The following is a 20530-nucleotide window of genomic DNA, read 5'->3' on the forward strand; positions in this document are numbered from 1 at the left end:
GACATTTGTGTATACGCGACCGGGTGCGGGGGGGCGGGGGATGTGGGTCGCCCACCTCGACGCGGACGCCGACCTGGGCGCGGGCGGTGGCGCCGACCCCGGCGCCGTGGTCGGCGAGGACCGGGGCGGGGGCGCGGGCGGGGGTGAAGGCGCCGGTGGTGGTGCCGAGCAGGCGCGCGCCGAGGGCACGCGCCCTGCCCGTACGACCGTGCGCCGGTGGTTGCCCGCCGTCGCGGCGGTGCTGGCCGCGGCGGCCGTCCCGCCGTTGCTCCTGCTGCCGGGGCACGGCAGCGAGGGAACGGGCGGGGCCGCGGCGCCGCCGCCGACCACGGCCGTCCCGGCCAAGCCGTCGGCGGCCGCCCCGGGGGAGCCACCGGCCGTCGCCCCGGAACTGCCGCTCTTCTCCCCGGCCGACGGGGCCCGCACCGAGATCGGCGGCAACCACCGGTGCGGGCGGATCCGGTACGTCGACGGCCTCGCCTGGACACCGTGCACCCGGGTGGACGAGTCGGGGCTGAGCTTCGCGGTCCGGCTGACCAACACCGGCCCGGAGGCGGTGACGGTGCAGGCCAGGGTCGGCTGGGTCCGCTCCGGAGGCAGCCGCGCCTGCCCCGGCCTCTGGGGCACCGGGGTGCGGGTCACCCTGGCGCCGGGCCAGTCGCTGCTGAGCCCCCCGGAGCAGTGCGTCCACCCCCTGCTTCCGGCGACCGCCTTCCAGGCGCGGGCCGAGGTCGGCGCGCCGGACGCGGTCACCCTCTACCGCGAGATGTCGGTCACCGCCCACATCCAGCCCGACCGCAGGGTGATCTGGGCGGACGAGGCCTGACCGGGGCTCGGCCCCGCCGTCAGGGCGCGGCCGGGTGGTGGTCGATCCTGGTCAGGGCGTCGCGGAGGGCGGCGCGCGTCGTGATGCCGAGCTTGGGGAAGGCGCGGTAGAGGTGGGCGCCGACCGTGCGGGGGGAGAGGCAGATCTGTGAGCCGATCTCCTTGTTCGTCAGGCCGCCGGCGGCGAGTTCGGCGATCCGGCGCTCCTGCCAGGTCAGCGGTACCGAGGGGGTGGGCGCGGGGGTGTGGGGCGCGACCCCGGCGGCCCTCAGTTCGGCGTGGGCCCGCTCGGCCCACGCGGTGGCGCCGAGGCGGTCGAGGGCCTCGGCGGCCGGGGCGAGGAACGTGCGGGCCGCCGCGCCGCCGTGGGTGCGCCGTACCCGGATGCCGTGCGCCAGCCGGATCCGGGCCAGTTCGAACGGGAAGCGCTCGGCGGCCGGGTGGGTCTGCGCGCGGGTGTACATGTCGGCCGCCTCCCCGTCGTCGGCGGCCGTCATCGCGAGGGCCCCGTAGGTGACCAGGGCCAGGCGCGGGGAGAGGTCGGGCAGGCCGGCGTCGCGCGCGGCCAGGGCGTGGGCCCGGGCCTGCTCGGCGCGACCGGTGTGCAGGGCCGCCTCGGCGAGGTCGAGGAGGGTCCGCGACGCCTGGTAGGCGTAGGGCCGGAACGCTCCGGGGGTGGTGATGCCGATGGCGTAGAGGAACGCGGTCTCGTAGTCGCCGGCGGCGAGCGCGGTGGTGGCGCCGATGGCGTCGGCGAGCTGGGTGAGGAACCCGATGCCGCGCGGGCGGGCCCACGCGTCGACCGCGGCCTGGAGGTCGCGTGCCTCCTCCGCCCGGCCGCGTACGGCCGCGAGCTGCGCCAGGTAGGCCCGGGTCTGGTGCGCGAACAGCGCGTGGCCGGTCTCGGCCGCCAGGGCCAGGGCGCGGCGCCCGGTGTGCTCGGCGGCGTCCCATTGGCCGAGCGCGGTCTGGTCGAGCATGATCAGGTGCAGCATGACGATGCCGCTGGACGTGGCGCCGGTGTCCAGTTCGCGGTCCACGACCCGTTCCAGGTACGGGCGCAGCGGGCTCAGGACGTCGAGGTGGTAGGCCGACACGGCAAGCCGGGTGACGTCCCACGGGTCCTGGTCCGCGAGGTCGGCCGCGGCCCGTTCCACCGGCCCGGACCAGCCGGCGCCGTGCCGGACCACGTCGCTCCAGGTGTCGGCGTACATCCAGGCCCGTTCGGTGGCGAGGTCGCCGAGCGAGGCGAGGACCTCGTGCGTGCGCTGCCACGCGGTGGGGCTCCCGGCGTACTGGCTGACGGCGAGCAGGAGGCTGACCAGGCGGTCGAGCACCTCGCCGGTGCGGTCGCCACCACGGTCCTCCCGGTCGCTGGCACGGTCGTCGTCGGCGCCACGGTCGCCACCACGGCCATCGCCACCACGGTCGTCGCGGCTGGGACCGTCGCGGTCCGGTCCGGGGCGGCCGGGGCCGCCGGCGCGCAGCCGCGCCACCGCCGCCGCGACCTGGCGGTGGGTGGCCCGTACGTCCCCGTCGCGGTACAGCGCCAGGTAGCCGTTGGCGAGGACCGCGGCCGGGTTGTCGTCCGAGTCGGGCACGGACGCGGCGAGCGCGAGGCTGCGGGCCTGCCCGAGCCGGTCGGCCTGCCCGGCGACGTACGCGGCGTCGCCGAGCCGCCGGGAGCGGTCGGCCCGGTTCTCGCTCAGCTCGGCGGCACGGGTCAGCCAGGACACGGCCATCCGCGCACCGCCGCGCCGGGTCGCCGAGCGGGCCGCGGCTTCGAGGGCGGCGGCGACGTCCTCGTCCGGGTCGACGGCGGCGGCTGCCAGGTGGGTCGCGCGGCGCTCCGGGTCCTCCCGGTGGACGTGCGCCAACACCCGGTGGGCGGCGCGGCGTTGGTCCGCCGTGGCCAGTTGGACGACGCTCGACCGGACGAGCGGGTGGCGGAAGGCGAGGGTGTCGGTGGCCGGGTCGACGACCAGCAGGCCGCACGCGACCGCCTCGTCGACGCCGCGCATGCGGTAGCGCGTGGTGGGGGCCGGACCGTCGCCCCTGCGGGCCGTGGCACCGTCGAGGGCGCCGGTCAGCAGTTCCGCCCGGACGGCGCCGTCGAGGCGGTCGAGCCGACCGGCGTAGACCTCCTGGATCCGCCGGGGCAGCGGCACGCCGTGCAGGCCGAGCAGGTCCTGCGGTGCCCGGTCGTCGGGGCGGCTCGCGATGTGGGCGGGCAGTTCCAGCAGGGCCAGCGGGTTGCCGCGGGCCTGGTCCAGCACGAGCCCGCGCAACGGCCCGCCCAGCGCCGGGTGGTGGCGGTCCAGCAGGCGGGCGGCGTCCGGGGCCGGGAGTGCGCCGACCGGTGCCTCCGGCAGTGCCGCGGTGTCGAACCGCGAGGCGGTGTCGCTGCGGACGGCGACCAGGAGTTTGGCCCCGGGGCTGCCGGCCAGCCGACGGCCGACGAACCCGCAGACCTCGGCGCTGGCCCCGTCCAGCCACTGGCCGTCGTCGAGGACGAGCAGCAGCGGCCGCTTCGAGGCCGTGGCCGACAGCAGGTTGAGCACGGCGATGCCGAGGGCCATGACCGACGGCGCGGGGCCGTCGGTCCGGTTGAACACGCCGTCGAACACCGCGAGGGCGGCGGTGTCCGGCTGCTCGCGCTCCGGCGCGCCGGGCTGTCCCGGGCCGCCGGACTGCCCCGGCCCGTCGGGTTGTCCCGTTCGGTCGGTGGGGAGCAGCGGGTAGAGGAGCTGGTGCAGTCCGGCGTAGGGCAGTTCGGTCTCCGCCTCGACCCCGGTGGCGCGGACCACCAGGTGTCCCTCCCGGGCCGCGAGCCGCGCCGCCAGGTCGAGCAGGGTGCTCTTGCCGACACCTGCCTCCCCCCGGAGTACCAGGGCCTGCCCGTCGGCGGCCCGTACGAACGTGGAAAGCCGGGCCCGTTCGCTGTCCCGACCGACCATCACCGTGCCCGGTTCCAAGCCCGGCTCCCTCCCCTGCCCCCGAGACGCATGACCGCAGCCGTATTCAACTGAACGGTTAGTTGATTAGACTGTGCCCTGGTGAACCCTGTCAAGTAAACGGTTAGTTAGGAGTTGGGTGCATGGAGCGCGACGCCGAGGCCACCAAACGGAGACTCGTCATGGCCGGCCGGGCCGAGTTCGCCGCGTACGGGCTGAACGGTGCCCGCGTCGACCGCATCGCCGCCGCCGCGCGGAGCAACAAGGCGCAGATCTACCACTACTTCGGGAACAAGTCCGGGCTGTTCGACGCGGTCTGGAACGAACTGGTCGAGCAGATCGTCGTCGGCGTCCCGCTCGACGTGAACGACCTGCCCGGGTTCGCGGCCGGCCTGAGCGACCTCTACGCCGCAGACCCGGACATCCCCCGGCTGGTCACCTGGCAGCGGCTGGAGCGCGGCGAAGCGCTCAACGACCTCGGGATCGCCGAGGTGCGGGACAGGAGCGCCGCCATCGCCGAGCTGCAGGCCAAGGGCCTGGTCTCCAGCCGGTTCGAGCCCCAGGTCCTGTTCGCCCTGCTCGTCCACCTCGCGATGCTGTGGGAGGGCGCGAACCCCGAGGTGCTGGCCGTCGTGGGCCTCGACGACCGGGCGCGGCGCCGTGATACGGTCCGCCGCATCGCCGCCGCCCTGGTGGAGTGAGCCCACGGCGCGGGATCCGCGCGGGAATCGCACGGGAACGGTGGGGGAGCGGCGAGAGCAGAGGTGCTGGAACGGCGCGGGTACGGCGCGGAAAAGGCGAGAGGACCCGGGAGCGTAGCCAGCTCCCGGGCCCCTGTTTGCCGCCCAATTGCGCACACCGGCACGTTTAAGGGCCGCGGATCAGATTGAAATCGACGCGTTCTGCCTTTGAACTACCGTGCCACGGAGCGGCACAGACAGGACTCGAACCTGCATTCGTCGATATTCGTCCGCACCCGGTCGATCCGGTGTTCGGCGGCGAATACTGAGACTGGAGCGAGAGTCTGAGATTCAGGGGGCCTGCCTCTTCCGCTTGGGCTACCCCGGCCGGTGGTGCCGGGGGGAGGATTCGAACCTCCACTGTGACCCCTGGGTCAGCTTCAACATCAGTGTCAGCTTTTCGCGCCCCGCAGCGCGGAGCACCGGCCCCGGTCTCCGGGACTGAGTCCTCCGCGCGCTCGGCGCACCCGCCCGGCTCCCCGGGCGGGCGATCATGGGGCTACCGGAACAGGTAGCCGAAGACGGCGTCGCCCACCCGCCGGTCGGTGACCTCGACCGCGTTGGCCTCCTCGCGGGCGAACTTGACCGCCTGCTGGAGCTTCTCCACCCGCTCGGCGAGCTCGTTCACCCGGCGGGCCGGCAGCGCGCCGGAGAACTTGACCGTGGTCCAGTAGCCGACCGCGATGTCCTCGTAGTACACCTCGACCTGCGCCGGGTGCTTCTCGGTGGCCTCGGCCTTGACGTGGTTGCGCGGCACCTTCTTGGTCCGGATGGTGCGCACCGGCTCCGTCTTCCAGGAGTCCGTGGACGCGTCCGGGTTCCAGGACTCGGAGGCGTCCAGCACCGGGAGCTTCTTCACGAAGGTCGACAGGTCGGTGAGCTGCTTCTCCAGGAAGAGCAGGTACGGCACCGGCACCTGGGCGAGGAGCACCTGGCCGTCCACCGCCACGTCGGCGGCGGCGCCGATGTTGGCCCAGTCCTTGGTGGCCGTCACGTCGAACAGCCGGGTGAGGGTGTTCGCGGTGGAGCGCAGGATGTCCTCGGCCTTGAGCTGCACCCGGGTCGACTCCGGCGGCAGCTGCTCGCCCTCCTCGTCCTTGGGCTGGTAGGTGCGGGAGATCCCGGCCAGCAGCGCGGGCTTCTGCAGGTCCTGGTGGGCCTGCGTCAGCTCTTGGAAGGACTTCGACTTGACGCCCTTTTCGACGGCGATGATCTGGTTCAGCTTTGCCACGGCGAGGACGCTACCAGGACCGAACAGAGCAGCGACAGCGATTTTCCGGGGCTGTCGGCCGGGCCCGGTCCGGTGGCGTGCGTCCGGTCTCGGCTCCGGTCTCGGCTCGGGCCTCCGGCCGGGCGCACGGTAGCGGCTCCGTCCTCCGGCCGGGCGTCCGGTCACAGCGGGGTGAGGATGTCCTCCCGTGCCCCGTCGAGGACGAGGCCGTTGTCCCAGCGGACCCGTACGCTCACCTGCGCGCCCCGCGCCCGGTGGGCGGCCCACTCCGGCTCCAGCGCGGCGATCTCCTCCGCCAGGCGCTCGCGGCTCGCCGTCGGCATGGTGTGCCCGTAGTCCTGGAACAGCGCGGTGAGCCGCCGGTACTCGCGGACCCCGTGGCTCTCCGGGAGTTCGTCCACCCGTACGACGGTGCCCTCGATCCCGGCTCCCAGCGACAGGAGCCCGACGACGGCCGCGGGCTCTCCGGCGACCGCCTCGCCGATCCCGAGGTCCTCGCCCAGCCGGACGCGCCGGCCTTCCTCCAGGGTCATCCGTCCGCTGCCTCTCCGTCGGTTCGATCGGTGCCGCCGGCGCGGTCGACGCGGCCCGCCGCGCGGCCCCGCGGTCCGGCCATTATCCGCCGGGCGCCGCCACCACCGGACGGGGGGAGGGTCGGACGTGTGCGGCGAGCCGTAGACGGATCATCTGTCTATTAGCTGGTTCGGGTTATTTCATGCCTTTCATGTATCTCCCGACACCTATGATCCACTTTCTGTGACAGAACGTCAGAACAGCTCAGTGCGACCGGAGTCCGCCGCCGTGGTCATCCTCGGCGCGGGCCCTGCCGGGCTGACCCTCGGAAACCTCCTTCACGCGCACGGGATCGACTGCGTGGTCCTCGAACGCGCCGAGCGGGCCGCCCTGGGCACCCGGGCCCGGGCCGGCTTCCTCGCGGCGAACACCGTCCGCACCCTGGAACGCCACGGCCTGGCCGACGGCCTGCGCCGCGACGGCCGCCCGCACGGCGTCTGCGAGTTCCGCACCGACGACGGCCGCTTCCGCCTGGACTACGGCTCCCTCGGGCACCGCGAGCAGCACACCGTCTACCCCCAGCAGGACCTGGTCGCCGACCTGCTGGCGCACTACCTCGACACCGGCGGCCGGATCGCCTTCGGCACCGAGGCGCTGGCCGTGCACGACGCCGACGGCACCCGGCCCACCGTCTCCGCACGCGACGCCCACGGCCGCCCCACCCGGTGGCGGGCCCGCTACGTGGCCGGGTGCGACGGCCGCCACGGCGCCGCCCGGCGCTCGCTGCCCCCGAGCGCCCTGCGCCACCACCGCGACCACGGCGTCAGCTGGCTCGGCCTGCTGGCCCAGGCCCCGCCGAGCCTCGACGCCGTCGGCTACGCGACCCACCGCGGCGGCTTCGCCGGGCACATGGCCCGCACCCCCGAGGTGACCCGCTACTACCTGCAGTGCGACCGGGGCACCCCGGCCGACTCCTGGACCGACGAGCAGGTCTGGGACCTGCTCGACCTGCGGATGCGCGCCGCCGAGCACGGGCCGCTGCGCCGCGGCGGGATCATCGGGCGCACCGTCGTCGACCTGTGCTCCGACGTCGTCGAACCGCTGCGGCACGGCTCGCTGCTGCTGGCCGGGGACGCCGCGAGCCTGGTCAGCCCCTCCGCCGCCAAGGGCGCCAACCTCGCGGTGCTGGAGGCCGAACTCCTCGCCGAGGCCCTCGTCGACGACCTGGCCCACGGCGAGCCCGGCGCGCTGGAGCAGTACTCGCGGCGCGGCCTGGCCCGCATCTGGCGCGCGCAGGAGTTCTCGCACTGGATGATCCGGCTGCTGCACACCGATCCCGGTACGGATGGCGAATCGTTCTTCCACGAATCCATGCGGCGCTCGCGGCTGGAATCACTGCGCACCTCGCGCGCCCACCAGGACTGGTTCGCCGAGAACTACGTCGGCGTGTAACCCCCCCTCAAGTCCCGGACACCCCCCGTCCCCGACACCCCCCTCCCTCCGCACCCGTACGGCGGCCCGGACCGCCGCGACCCGACCCCCGGATAGGAACGCCCCGCGATGACGGCGACAACCCCGGACGACACGGCCCGCCTGCGCGCGGCAGCCGAGTTCGTCGAAGAACAGGACACCGACACCCTGCTCCGGCTCCTGCTGCCCGGCCTCGACGGCCCGGAGCTGCGGGCGCTGGCCGACCACTGCCGCTTCGCGCACGCCGCGCTGCTGGTCTTCCCGCCCGACGACGGCGCGCTGCGCGCCCGACTGGCCGCCTGCCGGCTGGACCCGGACACGCCCTCCTACCCGAGCACCGTGGTACGGCAGCGGCTCGCCCGCCGGCACGGGCTGGACGAGGCCGGACTCGACGTCAGGATCGTGCGCCCGCGGGTGCCCGGGCCGCACCGGGAGGAGCGGACGGTCGAGGTGTTCGCCCTGGCCGTACCGCCCGGCTCGGACCTGGCCGCCGTCGCCGCGCACGAGCGCGCCCACCGGCACGAGGAGCACCTCGCCTTCGAGGTCGCCCGCCCTGACCCCCTGGTGCTGCACGGCCTGTGCGCGCTCCTGGCGCGGCACGGCGCGACGCCCGACGGCGGCGGCTACAACCCGCACGAGGACGGGACGGTCCTCTACTTCACCGCCCCCGCCCACACCGCGGCGGGCTACCGGCGGGTGGAGCTCCACGCCCGGGGCAGCCACCCCGCCGTACTCGCCGCCCACCTGGGCACGGACCGGGCGCACGCGGACCAGGCACGCACGGACCACGCGGACGCCGCCCACGACCCCGCCGCCCGTCCCGCCGAAGACCCTGCGGCAAACCCTGCGGCAAACCCCGCTGAAAACTCTGCCGAAGACTCCGCGCACCGGCCGGCCGAAGACCTCCTGCGCCTGCTGACCGGAGCCTGGACGACCCAGGCCCTCGCGGTGTGCGCGCGACTGCGGCTGCCCGACGCCCTGGACACCCGCACGCCGACCGGGACCCCGGCCCTCGCCCGGTCGGTCGGCGCCCACCCCGGCAGCCTGGCGACGCTGCTGCGCTACCTCACGATGGTGGGCGTGACGGCCCGGGAGGGCGACGGCTTCCGGCTCACCGCCCTCGGCGCCCTGCTGCGCACCGACGCCCCCGGCTCGATGCGCGCCCTGGCCCTGATGTACGGCGGCCCGTTCTACCGGTCCTTCGAGGCCCTGGGCCACACCGTGCGTACCGGCGAGGTCGGCTTCGACCACCTCTTCGGCGAGAACCACTTCGACCACTTCGCCCGCGACCCGGAACTCGCCGAGCTGTTCGACCGGTCGATGGCCGCCGGCTCGCGGATGTTCGAACCCGTCCCCGCGCACCCGGTCCTCGTCGGCGCGGACGCGGCGCCCGGCCCCGCGACCGTCGTCGACGTGGCCGGCGGCACCGGCGAACTCCTCGGGCTCGTCCTGGCCGCGCACCCGCGCCTGCGCGGCGTCCTGCTGGAACGCCCGCAGACCGTGGCCGCCGCCCGCCGCCGGCTCGACGCGGCCGGGCTCGGCGACCGGTGCGCCTACCGCGCCGGGGACTTCGCGGACGTCCCGCCGGGCGCCGACGTCTACCTGCTGTCCCGGGTGCTGCACGACTGGGACGACGCGCGCTGCCGCGAGATCCTGCGCCACTGCGCCCGCGCCATGCCCGCCCACGCCGACCTGCTGGTCGTCGAACGCCTGCTGCCGGCGGACGGCTCGGCATCGCTGGCCACCGCGTGGGACCTCCACATGATGTGCAACACCGGCGGCAGGGAACGCCGGGCCGACCACTACGGCCGACTGTTCACCGACGCCGGGCTGCGTCTCGTGGACCACGCGCCGCTGCCGCTGGGCGCCGCCGTCCTGCACGTCCGCAAGGCGCCCGCCGGCCCCTAACCGCGCACGTGCAGGCCGAAGCCTGTGCGGCCCGGTGCTTCCAGGCCCTCCTTCAGCCGCAGTGACGGGATCTCGTAGTCACCGAAGTTCTGGCGCCGGAACGCGATCGGCTCGGTCGTCTCCAGCGACAGGAGCCGTTCCTTCCACGCCTTCGCGGCGTCCTCGAAGTCGTCGTCGCCGATCCTGTCGCTGCCGTACAGCACGAACGGCGGCAGCACCTCCACGCCCGGGTAGTACAGGATCCCGTGGTGGATCGGGAACAGCAGCTCCTCGATCGGACCGTTGATCCCGCGATCGCTGTAGTGGGACTCCGGGCCCCCGACGGTCACCGACAGGATCGCCCGCCGCCCCTTCAGCGTCCCCTCACCGAAACGGTCGCCGTACCGCGTCTCGTCGTGCACTCCGACCCCGTACGCGAAGTGGAAGGAGAACACCCGCTCCACCCAGCCCTTGAGGACGGCCGGCATCGTGTACCACCACAGCGGGAACTGGAAGACGACCGTGTCGGCCCACAGCAGCTTCTCCTGCTCGGCCGCCACGTCGGGCGTGAGCGCGCCGGCGTCGAACGCCCCGGCCGAACTCGGCACCACCCGCAGCGGGTTCGTGGCGTGCTCGCCGAAGTCCGCGGTGTCCACCACGGCCTTCCAGCCCATCGCGTACAGGTCGCTGACCCGCACCTCGTGCCCGGCGGCTTCGAGCGTGGACACGGCGAGGTCCTTCAACGAGCCGTTCAGCGAACGCGGCTCGGGGTGGGCGTAGACGATGAGCGTCTTCACGGCTGTTCCCTCTCGACAAGGTGTGTTGCCACAGATGCTCTGCCGACGGCGCCGCGCCGTACAGGGGCGCCTCTTCCGTCGGACCGGACTTCCTGGTACTGGCAGGACCACCCTCACGGGACACCGCCGGGGGCATACTCGGGGCATGGACGATCTTGCGGGCTTCCTGCGGACCCGGCGTTCCCGGTTCGACCCGGCGGCCGTCGGCATCCCCACCGACAGCCGCCGCCGGGTCGAAGGGCTGCGCCGCGAGGAGGTCGCGCACCTGTCCGGCGTCAGCGTCGACTACTACGTACGCCTGGAGCAGGGCCGCGCGACCCAGCCCTCCGAGCAGGTCCTCGACGCGCTCGCCCGCGTCCTCGGCCTCGACGGGACCGAACGCGGGCACCTCTACCGGCTCGCCCGCCAGCGCGGCCGCCGCGCGAAGGCGCCCGGCGGGAGGGTCCGGCCGGAGCTGCTGCGCGTCCTCGGCCTGGTCCCCGACGCACCCGCGCTGATCATGGACCACCGCCTGGACGTGCTCGCCGGGAACCGCCTCGCCGGGTCCCTCTTCGGCCGGCCGATACCGGGCCTGAACATCGCGCGGAACATCTTCCTGGAGGAGGCCGAGCACGGCCTCTACGCGGACTGGGAGACCTGCACCCTCGACGTGGTCGGGCACCTGCGGCTGGCCGCCGGCACGTACCCCGAGGACCCCCGTCTGGCCTCGCTCATCGGCGAGTTGGCGATGGGCAGCGAGCGCTTCCGCCGCCTCTGGGCCCGCGCCGACGTGCGCGCCCGCTCCCACGGGCGCAAGGCGTACCGGCACCCGCTGGTCGGAGTGCTGGAACTGCACCAGGAGAACTTCGCGCTGCCGGACGAGTCGGGCATGGAACTGCTGGTGCTGTCCGCGGTCCCCGGCAGCCCCGCCGAGGACGGGCTGCGCCTGCTGGCGAGCCTGGGCGCGGGCAGCGGTGACGCGCATCCCGTGGTGGACGCCGCCTCGTCGTAGCCCCGGCCCCGGGACAGCAACAGCTGGAGCAACCAGGGGTGGCGGCTCGAGTCGATCCGACCCTCAGGGGAGACGGTGGCACCGGCCCGTCCAGGGTCGGTGCCACCGGCGTGTGGCGGGGGAGGGGGACGGTATGCGGGGTTTTGACATTCCGCATGAAGTCATACAGTCTTCTCGGCATGTCTGACCGTCACCCGATCGAGTGCGCCGCCATCGAGCTGGCGCTGATCGGCGTGGCCACGCACTGCGTTTCCGACAATCTCTGTCGCTGAATCCGCCTGTCCCGACGCGTAGCGGTGATCGCCGCCTCGGGGCTTCGTCCCCTCCCGCGGGCGCGGTGCTGCTCACTCTCCTTCCAGGCCCCACTGTCGCCCGCCTTCCTCCGTGCACGAATTCCCCCGTGCGCCATCGGTAGCGAAAGGCTCCCTTTCCGATGTCTCGAACCACCTCCACCCCTCGCCGCCTCGCCCTGGCGACCGTCACCGTCGCCCTGGTCGTCGGACTGGCGGCGTGCGGACCGAAGGCCGACGGCGGTGGAAGCACCGGCAAGGACGCCGCGCCGCAGCAGGGCGGCACCCTCACCGTCCTCAACCAGAACCCGCAGGACCAGTTCGACCCCGCGCGGCTCTACACCTCCGGCGGCGGCAACGTGCCCTCCCTGGTCTTCCGCACCCTCACCACCCGCAACCGGGCCGACGGCGTCGCCGGCACCAAGGTGGTCCCGGACCTCGCCACCGACACCGGCACCCCCTCCGAGGGCGCCACGGTGTGGACCTACCGGCTCAAGGACGGCCTGAAGTTCGAGGACGGCTCGCCGATCACCACCGCCGACATCAAGTACGGCATCGAGCGGTCCTTCGCCCCCGAACTCTCCGGCGGGGCGCCGTACCTGAGGGACTGGCTGGTCGGCGCCGCCGACTACCAGGGCCCGTACAAGGACGGCCGCACCCTGGACGCCATCGAGACCCCGGACGAGAAGACCATCGTCTTCCACCTCAACAAGCCCGAGGGCGACTTCCCGTACCTGGCCACCCAGACGCAGACCACCCCCGTCCCGAAGGCCAAGGACACCGGGGCGAAGTACCAGGACCACCCGGTCTCCTCCGGCCCCTACCAGGTCGTCAAGAACGAGAACGACGGCGCGCACCTCGTCCTCAAGCGCAACCCCAACTGGTCCTCGGCGACGGACGACCAGCGCAAGGCGTACCCCGACACCATCGACGTGCAGTCCGGCCTCGACCCGGCGGTGATCAACCAGCGGCTCACCGCCGGCACCGGCGCCGACGCGGCCGCCGTCACCACCGACACCAACCTCGGCCCCTCCGAGCTCGCCCAGGTCAAGGACGACAAGGCCCTCGCCGCCCGCGTCGGCACCGGCCGCTTCGGCTACGTCAACTACCTGGCGTTCAACCCCAAGGTCAAGCCGTTCGACAACCCCAAGGTCCGGCAGGCCGTCGCCTACGCGATCAACCGCACCTCGGTCGTCAACGCGGCCGGCGGCTCCTCGCTCGCCGACGCCGCCACCACCTACCTGCCCAACCAGGAGACCTTCGGGTACACGCCGTACGACCCGTTCCCGGCCGGCGCCACCGGCAACCCGGAGAAGGCCAAGGAGCTGCTGAAGGAGGCCGGTTACCCGGACGGCCTGACCATCACGCTCTCCCACTCCACCGCGACCGGCAAGGGCTACGGGCCGGACCTCGCCACCGCCGTCCAGGACGGCCTCAAGGCGGCCGGGATCACCGTCCAGCTCGACGCCCTGGACTCCACCCGCTACTCCAAGACGATCCACACCGTCAGCACCGAGCCCGGCCTCTTCCTCTCCGGCTGGGGCGCCGACTGGCCGTCCGGCGGCCCGTTCCTCGCGCCGATCTTCGACGGCCGGCAGATCGTCACCGACGGCTACAACTTCAACTCCGCGCAGCTGGACGACCCGTCGGTGAACGACGAGATCGACCAGATCAACAAGATCACCGACCACGCCGAGGCCGCCAAGCGCTGGGGCGCCCTGGACAAGCGCATCGGTGACCAGGCCCTCACCGTCCCGCTGTTCCACCCCGTCTACAAGCGGCTGTCCGGCAAGGACGTCCGCAACATCGTCATCAGCGACTGGACCGGCGTGCTCGACGTCTCCCAGGTCGCGGTCAAGTAGCGGACGGGAACGGACGGGATCGGACGGATCGGTCGGACAACAACCATGGCTCCACAGGAACCCAGAGCCGGGGAGGCCCCCGCGGCCTCCCCGGCCGCCGGGGGCCGGCGGGTGTGGCGGCGGCTGCTCGCGCGGCGCACCGTACTCGCCGCAGGCCTCGTCATCGTCCTGCTCGTCCTGATCGCGGCGGCGGCACCGCTGCTCAGCGCGATCGAGGGGCAGGACCCCACCAGCTACCACAACGACCTGCTCGACTCGGCGGCCGGCGGCGTGCCCACCGGCTCCTTCGGCGGCGTCAGCGCCGAGCACTGGCTCGGCGTCGAACCGGGCACCGGGCGCGACGTGTTCGCCCGACTGGTCCACGGCGCCCGGATCTCGCTGCTCGTCGCCGTCGGCGCCACCCTCGTCCAGGTCACCCTGGGCGTGCTCATCGGCCTCGCCGCCGGACTCGGCAGCCGGCTGCTCGACCAGCTGATCGGCAACACCACCGAGGTGATGCTCGCCCTGCCCTCGCTGGTCTTCGCCATCTCGCTGATGGCGGTCGTGCCCTCCTCCTTCCCCCGCCCGCTCCTGCTGACCGTGGTCATCGGGCTGCTGGGCTGGGCCGGCACCGCACGGGTGGTCCGGGCGCAGACGCTCAGCCTGCGCCGGCTCGACTACGTGGCCGCGGCCCGGCTCGCCGGCGCCGGCCGGTGGCGGATCGCCCGCCGGGAGCTGCTGCCCTCCCTGGCCGCCCCGGTCATCACCTACGCGGCGGTGCTGCTGCCGTCCAACGTGGTCTCCGAAGCAGGGCTGTCCTTCCTCGGAGTCGGCGTCAAGCCGCCGACCTCGTCGTGGGGCCAGATGCTCTCCGGCGCCACCACCTGGTTCCGCGCGGACCCGATGTACGTGCTGCTGCCGTCCGCGCTGCTGTTCGCCACCGTGCTCGCCTTCACCGTGCTCGGCGACGCCGTCCGCACCGAGCTCGACCCCCGCGCGGCCTCCCGGCTGCGGGTCGGCACGGGGCGCGGCACCGCCGGACCGGCGGCGTCCGGGCCGACGGCGTCCGGGCCGACGGCCACCGGTCCCACGGCCACCGGTCCCACGGGCGCCGGCCCGTCGGACCCCGCCCGTACCGGCCCGTCGGCCGCCGCAGCCGAGGAGGCCACCGCATGACCCGCTTCCTGCTCCGCAAGGCCGTCGGCATGCTCGGCGTCCTGCTCGCCCTCTCCCTGATCGTCTACGCGGTCTTCTACATCGCGCCCGGCGACCCCGCCCAGCTGGCCTGCGGCGAGAAGTGCAGCCCCGCCCAGGTCGCCCAGGTGCGCGAACGGCTGGGCCTCGACGCGCCGGTCTACCTCCAGTACGCCCACTTCCTCCAAGGCGTCTTCGCCGGCCGGGACTTCAGCGCCGGGAACAGCCTGCTGCACTGCCCGGCGCCCTGCCTGGGCGTCTCCTACCGCAGCGGCGAGCAGGTCACCGACATGATCGCCGCCCGGCTCCCGGTCACGGCCTCGCTGGCACTCGGCGCGATGGTGCTCTGGCTCGTCCTCGGCGTCGGCACCGGACTGCTCTCCGCGCTGCGCCGGGGCCGGCTCAGCGAGCGGCTGCTGACCGGGCTGACGCTGGCCGGCAGCTCCATCCCGGTGTTCGTCATCGGCCTGGTCCTGCTCATCGTCCTCTGCTCCCAGCTCCAGTGGCTGCCGTTCCCGAGCTACGCACCGCTCACCGAGGACCCCCAGCAGTGGTTCTGGGGCCTGCTGCTGCCCTGGATCTCGCTCGCCCTGATCGAGTCCGCCAAGTACGCCCGGCTGACCCGCTCCTCCATGCTGGAGACCCTCGCCGACGACCACATCCGGACCTTCCGGGCGTACGGCGTCAGCGAGCGGCACCTGGTGACCAGGCACGCGCTGCGCGGCGCGCTCACCCCCGTGATCGCGCTCACCGCCATCGACCTGGGGACGATGTTCGGGTCCGCCGTGCTGACCGAGTCGCTCTTCGGCCTCCCGGGGCTCGGCAAGCTGCTGGTCACCTCGGTCGGTCTGATCGACCTGCCGACCGTCGTCGGTCTCACCCTCGTCACCGGCTTCTTCGTGGTCCTCGCCAATGTCATCGCGGACGTGCTCTACGCGGTGACCGACCGAAGGGTGGTCCTGACATGAGCGCCGCATCCCCGGTCGACGCCGCGTCGTCGGCCGATGCCGCGTCGCCGGCCGACGCCGCAAGCCTGGTCGAGGTCCGGGACCTGGTCGTCGACTTCCCGGTCGGCGACGGCCACGTCCGCGCCGTCGACGGCGTCGGCTTCACCCTGGAGGCCGGGCAGGCGCTCGGCATCGTCGGCGAGTCCGGCTCCGGCAAGAGCACCGTCGCCTACGGGCTGCTCGGCCTGCATCGCGGGACCGGCGCCCGGATCGGCGGCTCGGTCCGGGTCGCCGGCGTCGACGCCGTCACCGCCGAGGGCGACGAACTGCGGCGCCTGCGCGGCGGACTGGCCGCGATGGTGTTCCAGGACCCGCTCTCCGCACTGGACCCGTACTACGCCGTCGGCGACCAGATCGCCGAGGTCGTCCGGGTCCACCGGCCGGTTTCCCGCCGGGCCGCCAGGGAGCGGGCCGTCGAGGTGCTCGACCGGGTCGGCATCCCCGACGCGGCCCGGCGTTCGCGCTCGCGCCCGCACGAGTTCAGCGGCGGCATGCGCCAGCGGGTGCTGATCGCGATGGCCCTGGCCTGCGAGCCGCGCCTGCTGGTCGCCGACGAGCCGACCACCGCGCTGGACGTCACCGTCCAGGCCCAGATCCTCGACCTGCTGCACGAGCTGCGCGCCGAGACCGGGGCCGGGCTGGTCCTGGTCACCCACGACCTGGGCGTGGTCGCCGGGAGCGTCGACCGGGTGCTGGTGATGAAGGACGGCCGGGCGGTCGAACACGGCCCGGTCGCCGAGGTGCTGGGCGCGCCGCGCGAACCGTACACCCGCGCGCTGCTGTCGGCGGTGCCCCGGGTCGACGCGCCGGAGGCGGCGGGCGCGCCGGACGCGCCGGACGCGTCCGCCGCGGCGGCCGGGTCCTCCGGGTCCTCCGGGGGCGAGGTGCTGCTCGAAGCCACCGACCTGCGCCGGGAGTTCGCGATGCGTGGCGGCCTCGCCCGGCGCGGCGCCCCGGTCGCCGCCGTGGACGGCGTCTCGCTCACCGTGCGGGCCGGCGAGACGCTGGGTGTCGTCGGCGAGTCCGGCTCCGGCAAGACCACGCTCGGGCGGATGCTCGTCCGGCTGCTGGAGCCGACCGGCGGCCGGCTCCACTACCGGGGCCGCGACATCGGAGCGCTCGGCGAGAAGGAACTGCGCCCGCTCCGGCGGGAACTCCAGATGGTCTTCCAGGACCCGGTGTCCTCGCTCAACCCGCGCCGCACCATCGGGGAGTCCGTCGCCGACCCGCTGCGCATCGCCGGCGAGTCCGACGAGCGCCGCATCCGGGCCCGGGTCGGCGAACTCCTCGAACGCGTGGGGCTCGACCCCGACTGGTACCACCGCTACCCGCACGAGTTCTCCGGCGGGCAGCGGCAGCGGGTCGGCATCGCCCGGGCACTGGCACCCGAGCCGAGGCTGATCGTCTGCGACGAGCCGGTCTCCGCGCTGGACGTCACCACCCAGGCCCAAGTGGTCGACCTCCTCGGCGAGTTGCAGCGCGACCTCGGCCTCACGCTGGTCTTCATCGCGCACGACCTCGCCGTGGTCCGGCAGGTCAGCGACCGGGTCGCCGTGATGCGGGCCGGGCGGATCGTGGAACAGGGCGACGCCGACACGGTGTACGACTCCCCGCAGCACGCGTACACCAAGGGCCTGCTGGCCGCCGTACCGGTGCTGGACCCGGCCGAGGCCACCGCCCGCCGCCAGGCCCGCCTGGCCGCCGCCGGCGCCTGACCCACCCCCCCGGCGGGCCCTCCCGGCCCGCCGGGGCCCGGCACACCCGGCTGTTCGGCGGTCAGGCGGTGTAGCGGGCCGTGCGGTAGCCGCCTTCGGCCGTGCGTTCCACCTCGGACTCGCCCCAGGTGTGGGGGACGGCGAGGTTCCACTTGGTCCGCAGGACCGCGTGTTCCGCGCGGTTCCTGGTCACGTACCACTTGCCCATCCGGCACCAGGCCAAGGGCTCGTCGGCCTCGGTGGCCACCGCCCGCACCAGCTGCGCCGCCAGCCGGGCCACCCGGCCCTCCAGCGCGGCCTGTTCCCCGGCGGCCTCCCCGGCCTCCAGGTACTGGTTCATCCGGTAGGTGGCCTGGTCGCCGTGCTGGAACATGGCGTACTCGGAGCCGGCCGCCATGTGCAGCCTGCCGTGCTCCAGGGCCGCCGTGCCGCTGCGCACCACCTCCTCCTGGGAGCCGAGGGCGATGCCCTGGTTGAGCCGGTTGAGCAGCTTGGCCTTCTCGGGGGTGGCCTCCGGGATCTGGCCGCCGCCACCGCCCTGCGCGGAGTACACCTCGTGCAGGTCGTAGTCCCCGGTGTAGAGGTAGTGCCGCCACTGAGGGTCGGCCTTCAACTGGGCCAGTTCCGGGCCGCCGTCGTCGGCGTCCATGTCGATCGGCACATACTGCTCGCCTCGGGGGCCGTTCCGGACGATCCCGGTGTCCAGGACCTCCTGGGGCGGGCTGTCGATCCGGACGCCGGCCAGGCCCTGGGCGTTCCAGTGGCCGACGAAGCCGCTCAGGTCGTGGTCCCGCAGCCACCGCAGCACGACCGCCGGGTCGCCCTGGGCCTGCCCGGGCCCGGCGCCGTAACGACTGCGCACCGACGAGGGCTTGATGGACTTCTCCAGGATGGTGTGCGGCTTGGGCTTGGCGCCCTCCGCGATGCGACGGATGGAGTACTCCCCGGTCTCCCGGACGGCGATGGTGTACTTGTGCTTCCGGCACACCTCCGAGATGGCCGCCCAGTGGTTCTCCCACACGATGTCCCGCAGGGCGCCGGCCCGGGCCCCGGGGGTGACGGCCTCCCCGTCGTAGCCGGCGGCCTCGCAGATCCTCAGCACGTTGGTCGGGTCCAGTTGTTCCCGCGCCGGGCGCCGGTCGCCCGCCACCCGCTGGAGCGCCGGCAGCGCGGGTGGCGTCCGGCGCCCGCGCGCGCCGGAGCCGTCCCGCTGCTCGGCGACGGCCCGTGCCGTCGCCGCATTGCCGGCGCGCCGCAGGGCCGCGAGGTCCCCCGGGGGCACGGCCCCGGTCTCGGGTCGCGGCCCGGTGCCGGGCCGTCGGGCCGGGCCCGTGTCGCCACGGGGGCGCCCGGCCCGCTCCGGCTGTTGCCTCGCCTGCATGCCGTGACCCCCTCGGTCCCTCGCGGTCCCTCTCGCTTCCTTTATACGGGAAGTCCGGTGGCGTGGAGGGCAGTTCCGGTCCGTGCGGGATTCGGGCGGTCAGCCGCGCTGCACGGTGACCCGGTCCACGGCGGTGCCGTCCTCGGTGACGGAACGCACCTCCATCCGGGCGGGTTTGCCCGCCTCGGCGGGGGCCACGTCGACCGCCACCAGGCAGTAGCCGGTGTAACGCACCCTGGACCAGGTGACCTTGACGGTCTGGTTGTGGCCGGACCGGTCGGAGACCACCATCGGGACGGCGGAGTCGTTCGCGGTCTCGTGCCCCAGGTAGGTGTCGGAGGCGGGGAAGGTGTAGAGCCCGCCGCCACCACCGCCCGCGACGATGTAGGTGGTGCCGTCCTTGGAGGGGTCGACGGTGCCGCCGGGGTCGGCCCTGCGGGTGGCCTTGCCGGCCCGGAGGGGATCGGTCCGCTCGTAGACGTGGTTGTGGCCGCTGAGCACCAGGTCCACCTGGTACTTGTCGAACAGCGGGGCCCAGTCCTGCTGCGCGCCGAGTTCGGCCCCGTTGTCGTGGCAGGTCGAGTACGTGCACTGGTGCAGGTAGACGACGATGAAGTCGATGCCGGGGTCGGCGCGCAGCGCGGCGAGCCGGCTGTCCAGCCACTTCTTCTGCTTGCCCTTGGTGTAGTCGAGGTTGGCCGGGGTGTTGAAGCAGATGTCGTTGCCGTCGAGGCTGACCAGGCCGACGTTCTGGTACCGCCAGGAGTAGATGCCGGTGGACTGGGTCCAGGCGTTGTCGGGCATCGTGAACCGGGCGCGGACGCCCCCGTAGCCGTCGGTTCCGTACCAGGGCTCCATCTCGTGGTTGCCGATCGCCACCATCCACGGGGTCCGGGCGGCGACGGGTTCGTTCTGCACGAAGAAGGAGTCCCACAGGCGGGCGTCGTACGCGTCGCCGGTCTTGCCGCTGCCGCCGCTGTTGGCGTACGACAGGTCGCCCATGTGGAGGTGGAAGGCCGGGTCGAGGCCGGCGATCAGGGTGCCGGTGGCGGCCGCGTTGTAGCCGATGCCCTGGTCGCCGAAGGCCGTGAAGGTGAACCCGGGGCCCCGGCCGGGGGCGGGCGCGGTGCGGAAGCTCGCCACGTCGCCGAGCCGGGCGCCCTGGCCCGCGGGGTCGTTGCCCTGGTGGCCGACGACGTAGTAGTACGTGGTGTCGGGGATCAACTGGTCGACCAGGGCGTGCAGGTAGTACTGGGTGACGGTCGTGGGCTTGACCAGGGGCAGGTCCTCGACCGGGTGCTGCCAGGAGAGCTTGCTGACCAGGGTGCGGACCTCGGCGGCGATCGGGGCGCCGAAGTCGCCGGGCCGCAGGCCGATCCGGACGAAGGGCGCGGTCACCGCGCCCGGGACCTGCCAGGAGACGACGACCTGGCGGGACGGGTCGGCGCCGAAGGCGAGGTGCCGGCCGAAGGGGCGCAGCGCGGACCCGGCGATCCGTTCGGTCCGCGGCGAGGGGAGGGGAGTGGTGGGGAGGGGGGAGGGGGCGATCGGGGTGTCGAGGGCGGTGGGACGCGGGGCGGCGAGGGCGGTGCCGGGCAGCAGGAGGCCGCCGGCGGTGAGGGCGGCTCCGCCCGTCGCGCCGATCCGGAGGAGGTCACGCCGGGAGTGCCGTGGTGTCTCGGACATGACATTAA

General features: G+C 73.8%; 16 protein-coding genes. 10 read left to right on the plus strand and 6 right to left on the minus strand.

The window, feature by feature from the left end; all coding sequences use genetic code 11:
* The first annotated feature begins 40 nt into the window (after positions 1-40).
* Positions 41-826, plus strand: coding sequence for a hypothetical protein (locus ACFQ6N_RS25185; RefSeq protein ID WP_380653170.1), 786 nt, complete (start codon positions 41-43; stop codon positions 824-826).
* A gap of 19 nt (positions 827-845) precedes the next feature.
* On the opposite strand, the gene ACFQ6N_RS25190 is transcribed toward ACFQ6N_RS25185, so the two are convergent.
* Entirely contained in the window at positions 846-3782 is a 2937-nt protein-coding gene (locus tag ACFQ6N_RS25190) for an AAA family ATPase (protein WP_380653311.1), read from the minus strand.
* Positions 3783-3922: 140 nt separating this feature from the next.
* On the opposite strand from ACFQ6N_RS25190, the gene ACFQ6N_RS25195 reads away from it, so the two are divergent.
* Positions 3923-4480 (plus strand): TetR family transcriptional regulator, encoded by a 558-nt coding sequence (locus tag ACFQ6N_RS25195; protein ID WP_380653173.1) that lies wholly within the window; start codon positions 3923-3925, stop codon positions 4478-4480.
* A 538-nt stretch (positions 4481-5018) separates the two neighbouring features.
* Here ACFQ6N_RS25195 and ACFQ6N_RS25200 read toward each other — a convergent pair.
* The gene (locus ACFQ6N_RS25200; RefSeq protein ID WP_380653176.1) at positions 5019-5750 is read right to left on the minus strand and encodes a hypothetical protein; all 732 of its coding nucleotides are present in this window, start codon (positions 5748-5750) and stop codon (positions 5019-5021) included.
* 161 nt (positions 5751-5911) lie between these two features.
* Positions 5912-6283, minus strand: a complete 372-nt coding sequence (locus ACFQ6N_RS25205; RefSeq protein WP_380653179.1) for a hypothetical protein — start codon at positions 6281-6283, stop codon at positions 5912-5914.
* A 223-nt stretch (positions 6284-6506) separates the two neighbouring features.
* Between ACFQ6N_RS25205 and ACFQ6N_RS25210 the strand changes: the two genes are divergently transcribed.
* Positions 6507-7715 (plus strand): 4-hydroxybenzoate 3-monooxygenase, encoded by a 1209-nt coding sequence (locus ACFQ6N_RS25210; RefSeq protein ID WP_380653181.1) that lies wholly within the window; start codon positions 6507-6509, stop codon positions 7713-7715.
* Positions 7716-7823: 108 nt separating this feature from the next.
* The gene (locus tag ACFQ6N_RS25215; RefSeq protein WP_380653183.1) at positions 7824-9641 is read left to right on the plus strand and encodes a methyltransferase; all 1818 of its coding nucleotides are present in this window, start codon (positions 7824-7826) and stop codon (positions 9639-9641) included.
* Here the strand turns inward: ACFQ6N_RS25215 and ACFQ6N_RS25220 are convergent.
* Positions 9638-10417, minus strand: coding sequence for an NAD(P)H-dependent oxidoreductase (locus tag ACFQ6N_RS25220; protein ID WP_380653185.1), 780 nt, complete (start codon positions 10415-10417; stop codon positions 9638-9640). The genes ACFQ6N_RS25215 and ACFQ6N_RS25220 overlap by 4 nt on opposite strands.
* Before the next feature lie 145 nt (positions 10418-10562).
* Here ACFQ6N_RS25220 and ACFQ6N_RS25225 point away from each other — a divergent pair, with 145 nt between their 5' ends.
* The 6 genes from ACFQ6N_RS25225 to ACFQ6N_RS25250 all read left to right on the plus strand — a co-directional run bounded on the left by ACFQ6N_RS25225 (position 10563) and on the right by ACFQ6N_RS25250 (position 17455).
* Entirely contained in the window at positions 10563-11408 is an 846-nt protein-coding gene (locus ACFQ6N_RS25225) for a helix-turn-helix transcriptional regulator (RefSeq protein WP_380653188.1), read from the plus strand.
* Between the two features lie 179 nt (positions 11409-11587).
* Positions 11588-11680, plus strand: a complete 93-nt coding sequence (locus ACFQ6N_RS25230; RefSeq protein WP_341846036.1) for an Ms4533A family Cys-rich leader peptide — start codon at positions 11588-11590, stop codon at positions 11678-11680.
* A 161-nt stretch (positions 11681-11841) separates the two neighbouring features.
* On the plus strand, positions 11842-13560 hold the full coding sequence (locus ACFQ6N_RS25235) for an ABC transporter substrate-binding protein (RefSeq protein WP_380653191.1): 1719 nt from the start codon (positions 11842-11844) through the stop codon (positions 13558-13560).
* A gap of 45 nt (positions 13561-13605) precedes the next feature.
* Positions 13606-14715: an ABC transporter permease gene (locus ACFQ6N_RS25240; protein ID WP_380653194.1), complete on the plus strand. Its 1110-nt coding sequence runs from the start codon at positions 13606-13608 to the stop codon at positions 14713-14715.
* Positions 14712-15701 carry an ABC transporter permease gene (locus ACFQ6N_RS25245; RefSeq protein ID WP_380653197.1) on the plus strand — a complete coding sequence of 330 codons (990 nt, stop codon included), beginning with the start codon at positions 14712-14714 and terminating at the stop codon, positions 15699-15701. Before ACFQ6N_RS25240 ends, ACFQ6N_RS25245 begins: the two co-directional genes overlap by 4 nt.
* A complete protein-coding gene (locus ACFQ6N_RS25250) occupies positions 15698-17455 on the plus strand; it encodes an ABC transporter ATP-binding protein (protein ID WP_380653200.1) in 1758 nt (585 codons plus the stop codon). The genes ACFQ6N_RS25245 and ACFQ6N_RS25250 overlap by 4 nt, the downstream gene beginning before the upstream one ends.
* Positions 17456-17516: 61 nt before the next feature.
* Here ACFQ6N_RS25250 and ACFQ6N_RS25255 read toward each other — a convergent pair whose 3' ends face one another.
* Together ACFQ6N_RS25255 and ACFQ6N_RS25260 are read right to left on the minus strand one after the other, a co-directional pair.
* Positions 17517-18737 (minus strand): hypothetical protein, encoded by a 1221-nt coding sequence (locus ACFQ6N_RS25255; protein ID WP_380653203.1) that lies wholly within the window; start codon positions 18735-18737, stop codon positions 17517-17519.
* Positions 18738-18935: 198 nt separating this feature from the next.
* Positions 18936-20522, minus strand: a complete 1587-nt coding sequence (locus tag ACFQ6N_RS25260; RefSeq protein ID WP_380653206.1) for a purple acid phosphatase family protein — start codon at positions 20520-20522, stop codon at positions 18936-18938.
* Between the last annotated feature and the right edge of the window lie 8 nt (positions 20523-20530).

Origin of the sequence: Kitasatospora sp. NPDC056446 (assembly GCF_042796115.1) — a bacterium.
Classification (GTDB): Bacteria; Actinomycetota; Actinomycetes; order Streptomycetales; family Streptomycetaceae; genus Kitasatospora.

Coding starts and splice junctions, on each gene's coding strand:
- ACFQ6N_RS25185 (WP_380653170.1), top strand. CDS start 41: ATGTGGGTCGCCCACCTCGACGCGGACGCCGACCTGGGCGCGGGCGGT.
- ACFQ6N_RS25190 (WP_380653311.1), bottom strand. CDS start 3,782: ATGGTCGGTCGGGACAGCGAACGGGCCCGGCTTTCCACGTTCGTACGG.
- ACFQ6N_RS25195 (WP_380653173.1), top strand. CDS start 3,923: ATGGAGCGCGACGCCGAGGCCACCAAACGGAGACTCGTCATGGCCGGC.
- ACFQ6N_RS25205 (WP_380653179.1), bottom strand. CDS start 6,283: ATGACCCTGGAGGAAGGCCGGCGCGTCCGGCTGGGCGAGGACCTCGGG.
- ACFQ6N_RS25215 (WP_380653183.1), top strand. CDS start 7,824: ATGACGGCGACAACCCCGGACGACACGGCCCGCCTGCGCGCGGCAGCC.
- ACFQ6N_RS25225 (WP_380653188.1), top strand. CDS start 10,563: ATGGACGATCTTGCGGGCTTCCTGCGGACCCGGCGTTCCCGGTTCGAC.
- ACFQ6N_RS25230 (WP_341846036.1), top strand. CDS start 11,588: ATGTCTGACCGTCACCCGATCGAGTGCGCCGCCATCGAGCTGGCGCTG.
- ACFQ6N_RS25235 (WP_380653191.1), top strand. CDS start 11,842: ATGTCTCGAACCACCTCCACCCCTCGCCGCCTCGCCCTGGCGACCGTC.
- ACFQ6N_RS25240 (WP_380653194.1), top strand. CDS start 13,606: ATGGCTCCACAGGAACCCAGAGCCGGGGAGGCCCCCGCGGCCTCCCCG.
- ACFQ6N_RS25245 (WP_380653197.1), top strand. CDS start 14,712: ATGACCCGCTTCCTGCTCCGCAAGGCCGTCGGCATGCTCGGCGTCCTG.
- ACFQ6N_RS25250 (WP_380653200.1), top strand. CDS start 15,698: ATGAGCGCCGCATCCCCGGTCGACGCCGCGTCGTCGGCCGATGCCGCG.
- ACFQ6N_RS25260 (WP_380653206.1), bottom strand. CDS start 20,522: ATGTCCGAGACACCACGGCACTCCCGGCGTGACCTCCTCCGGATCGGC.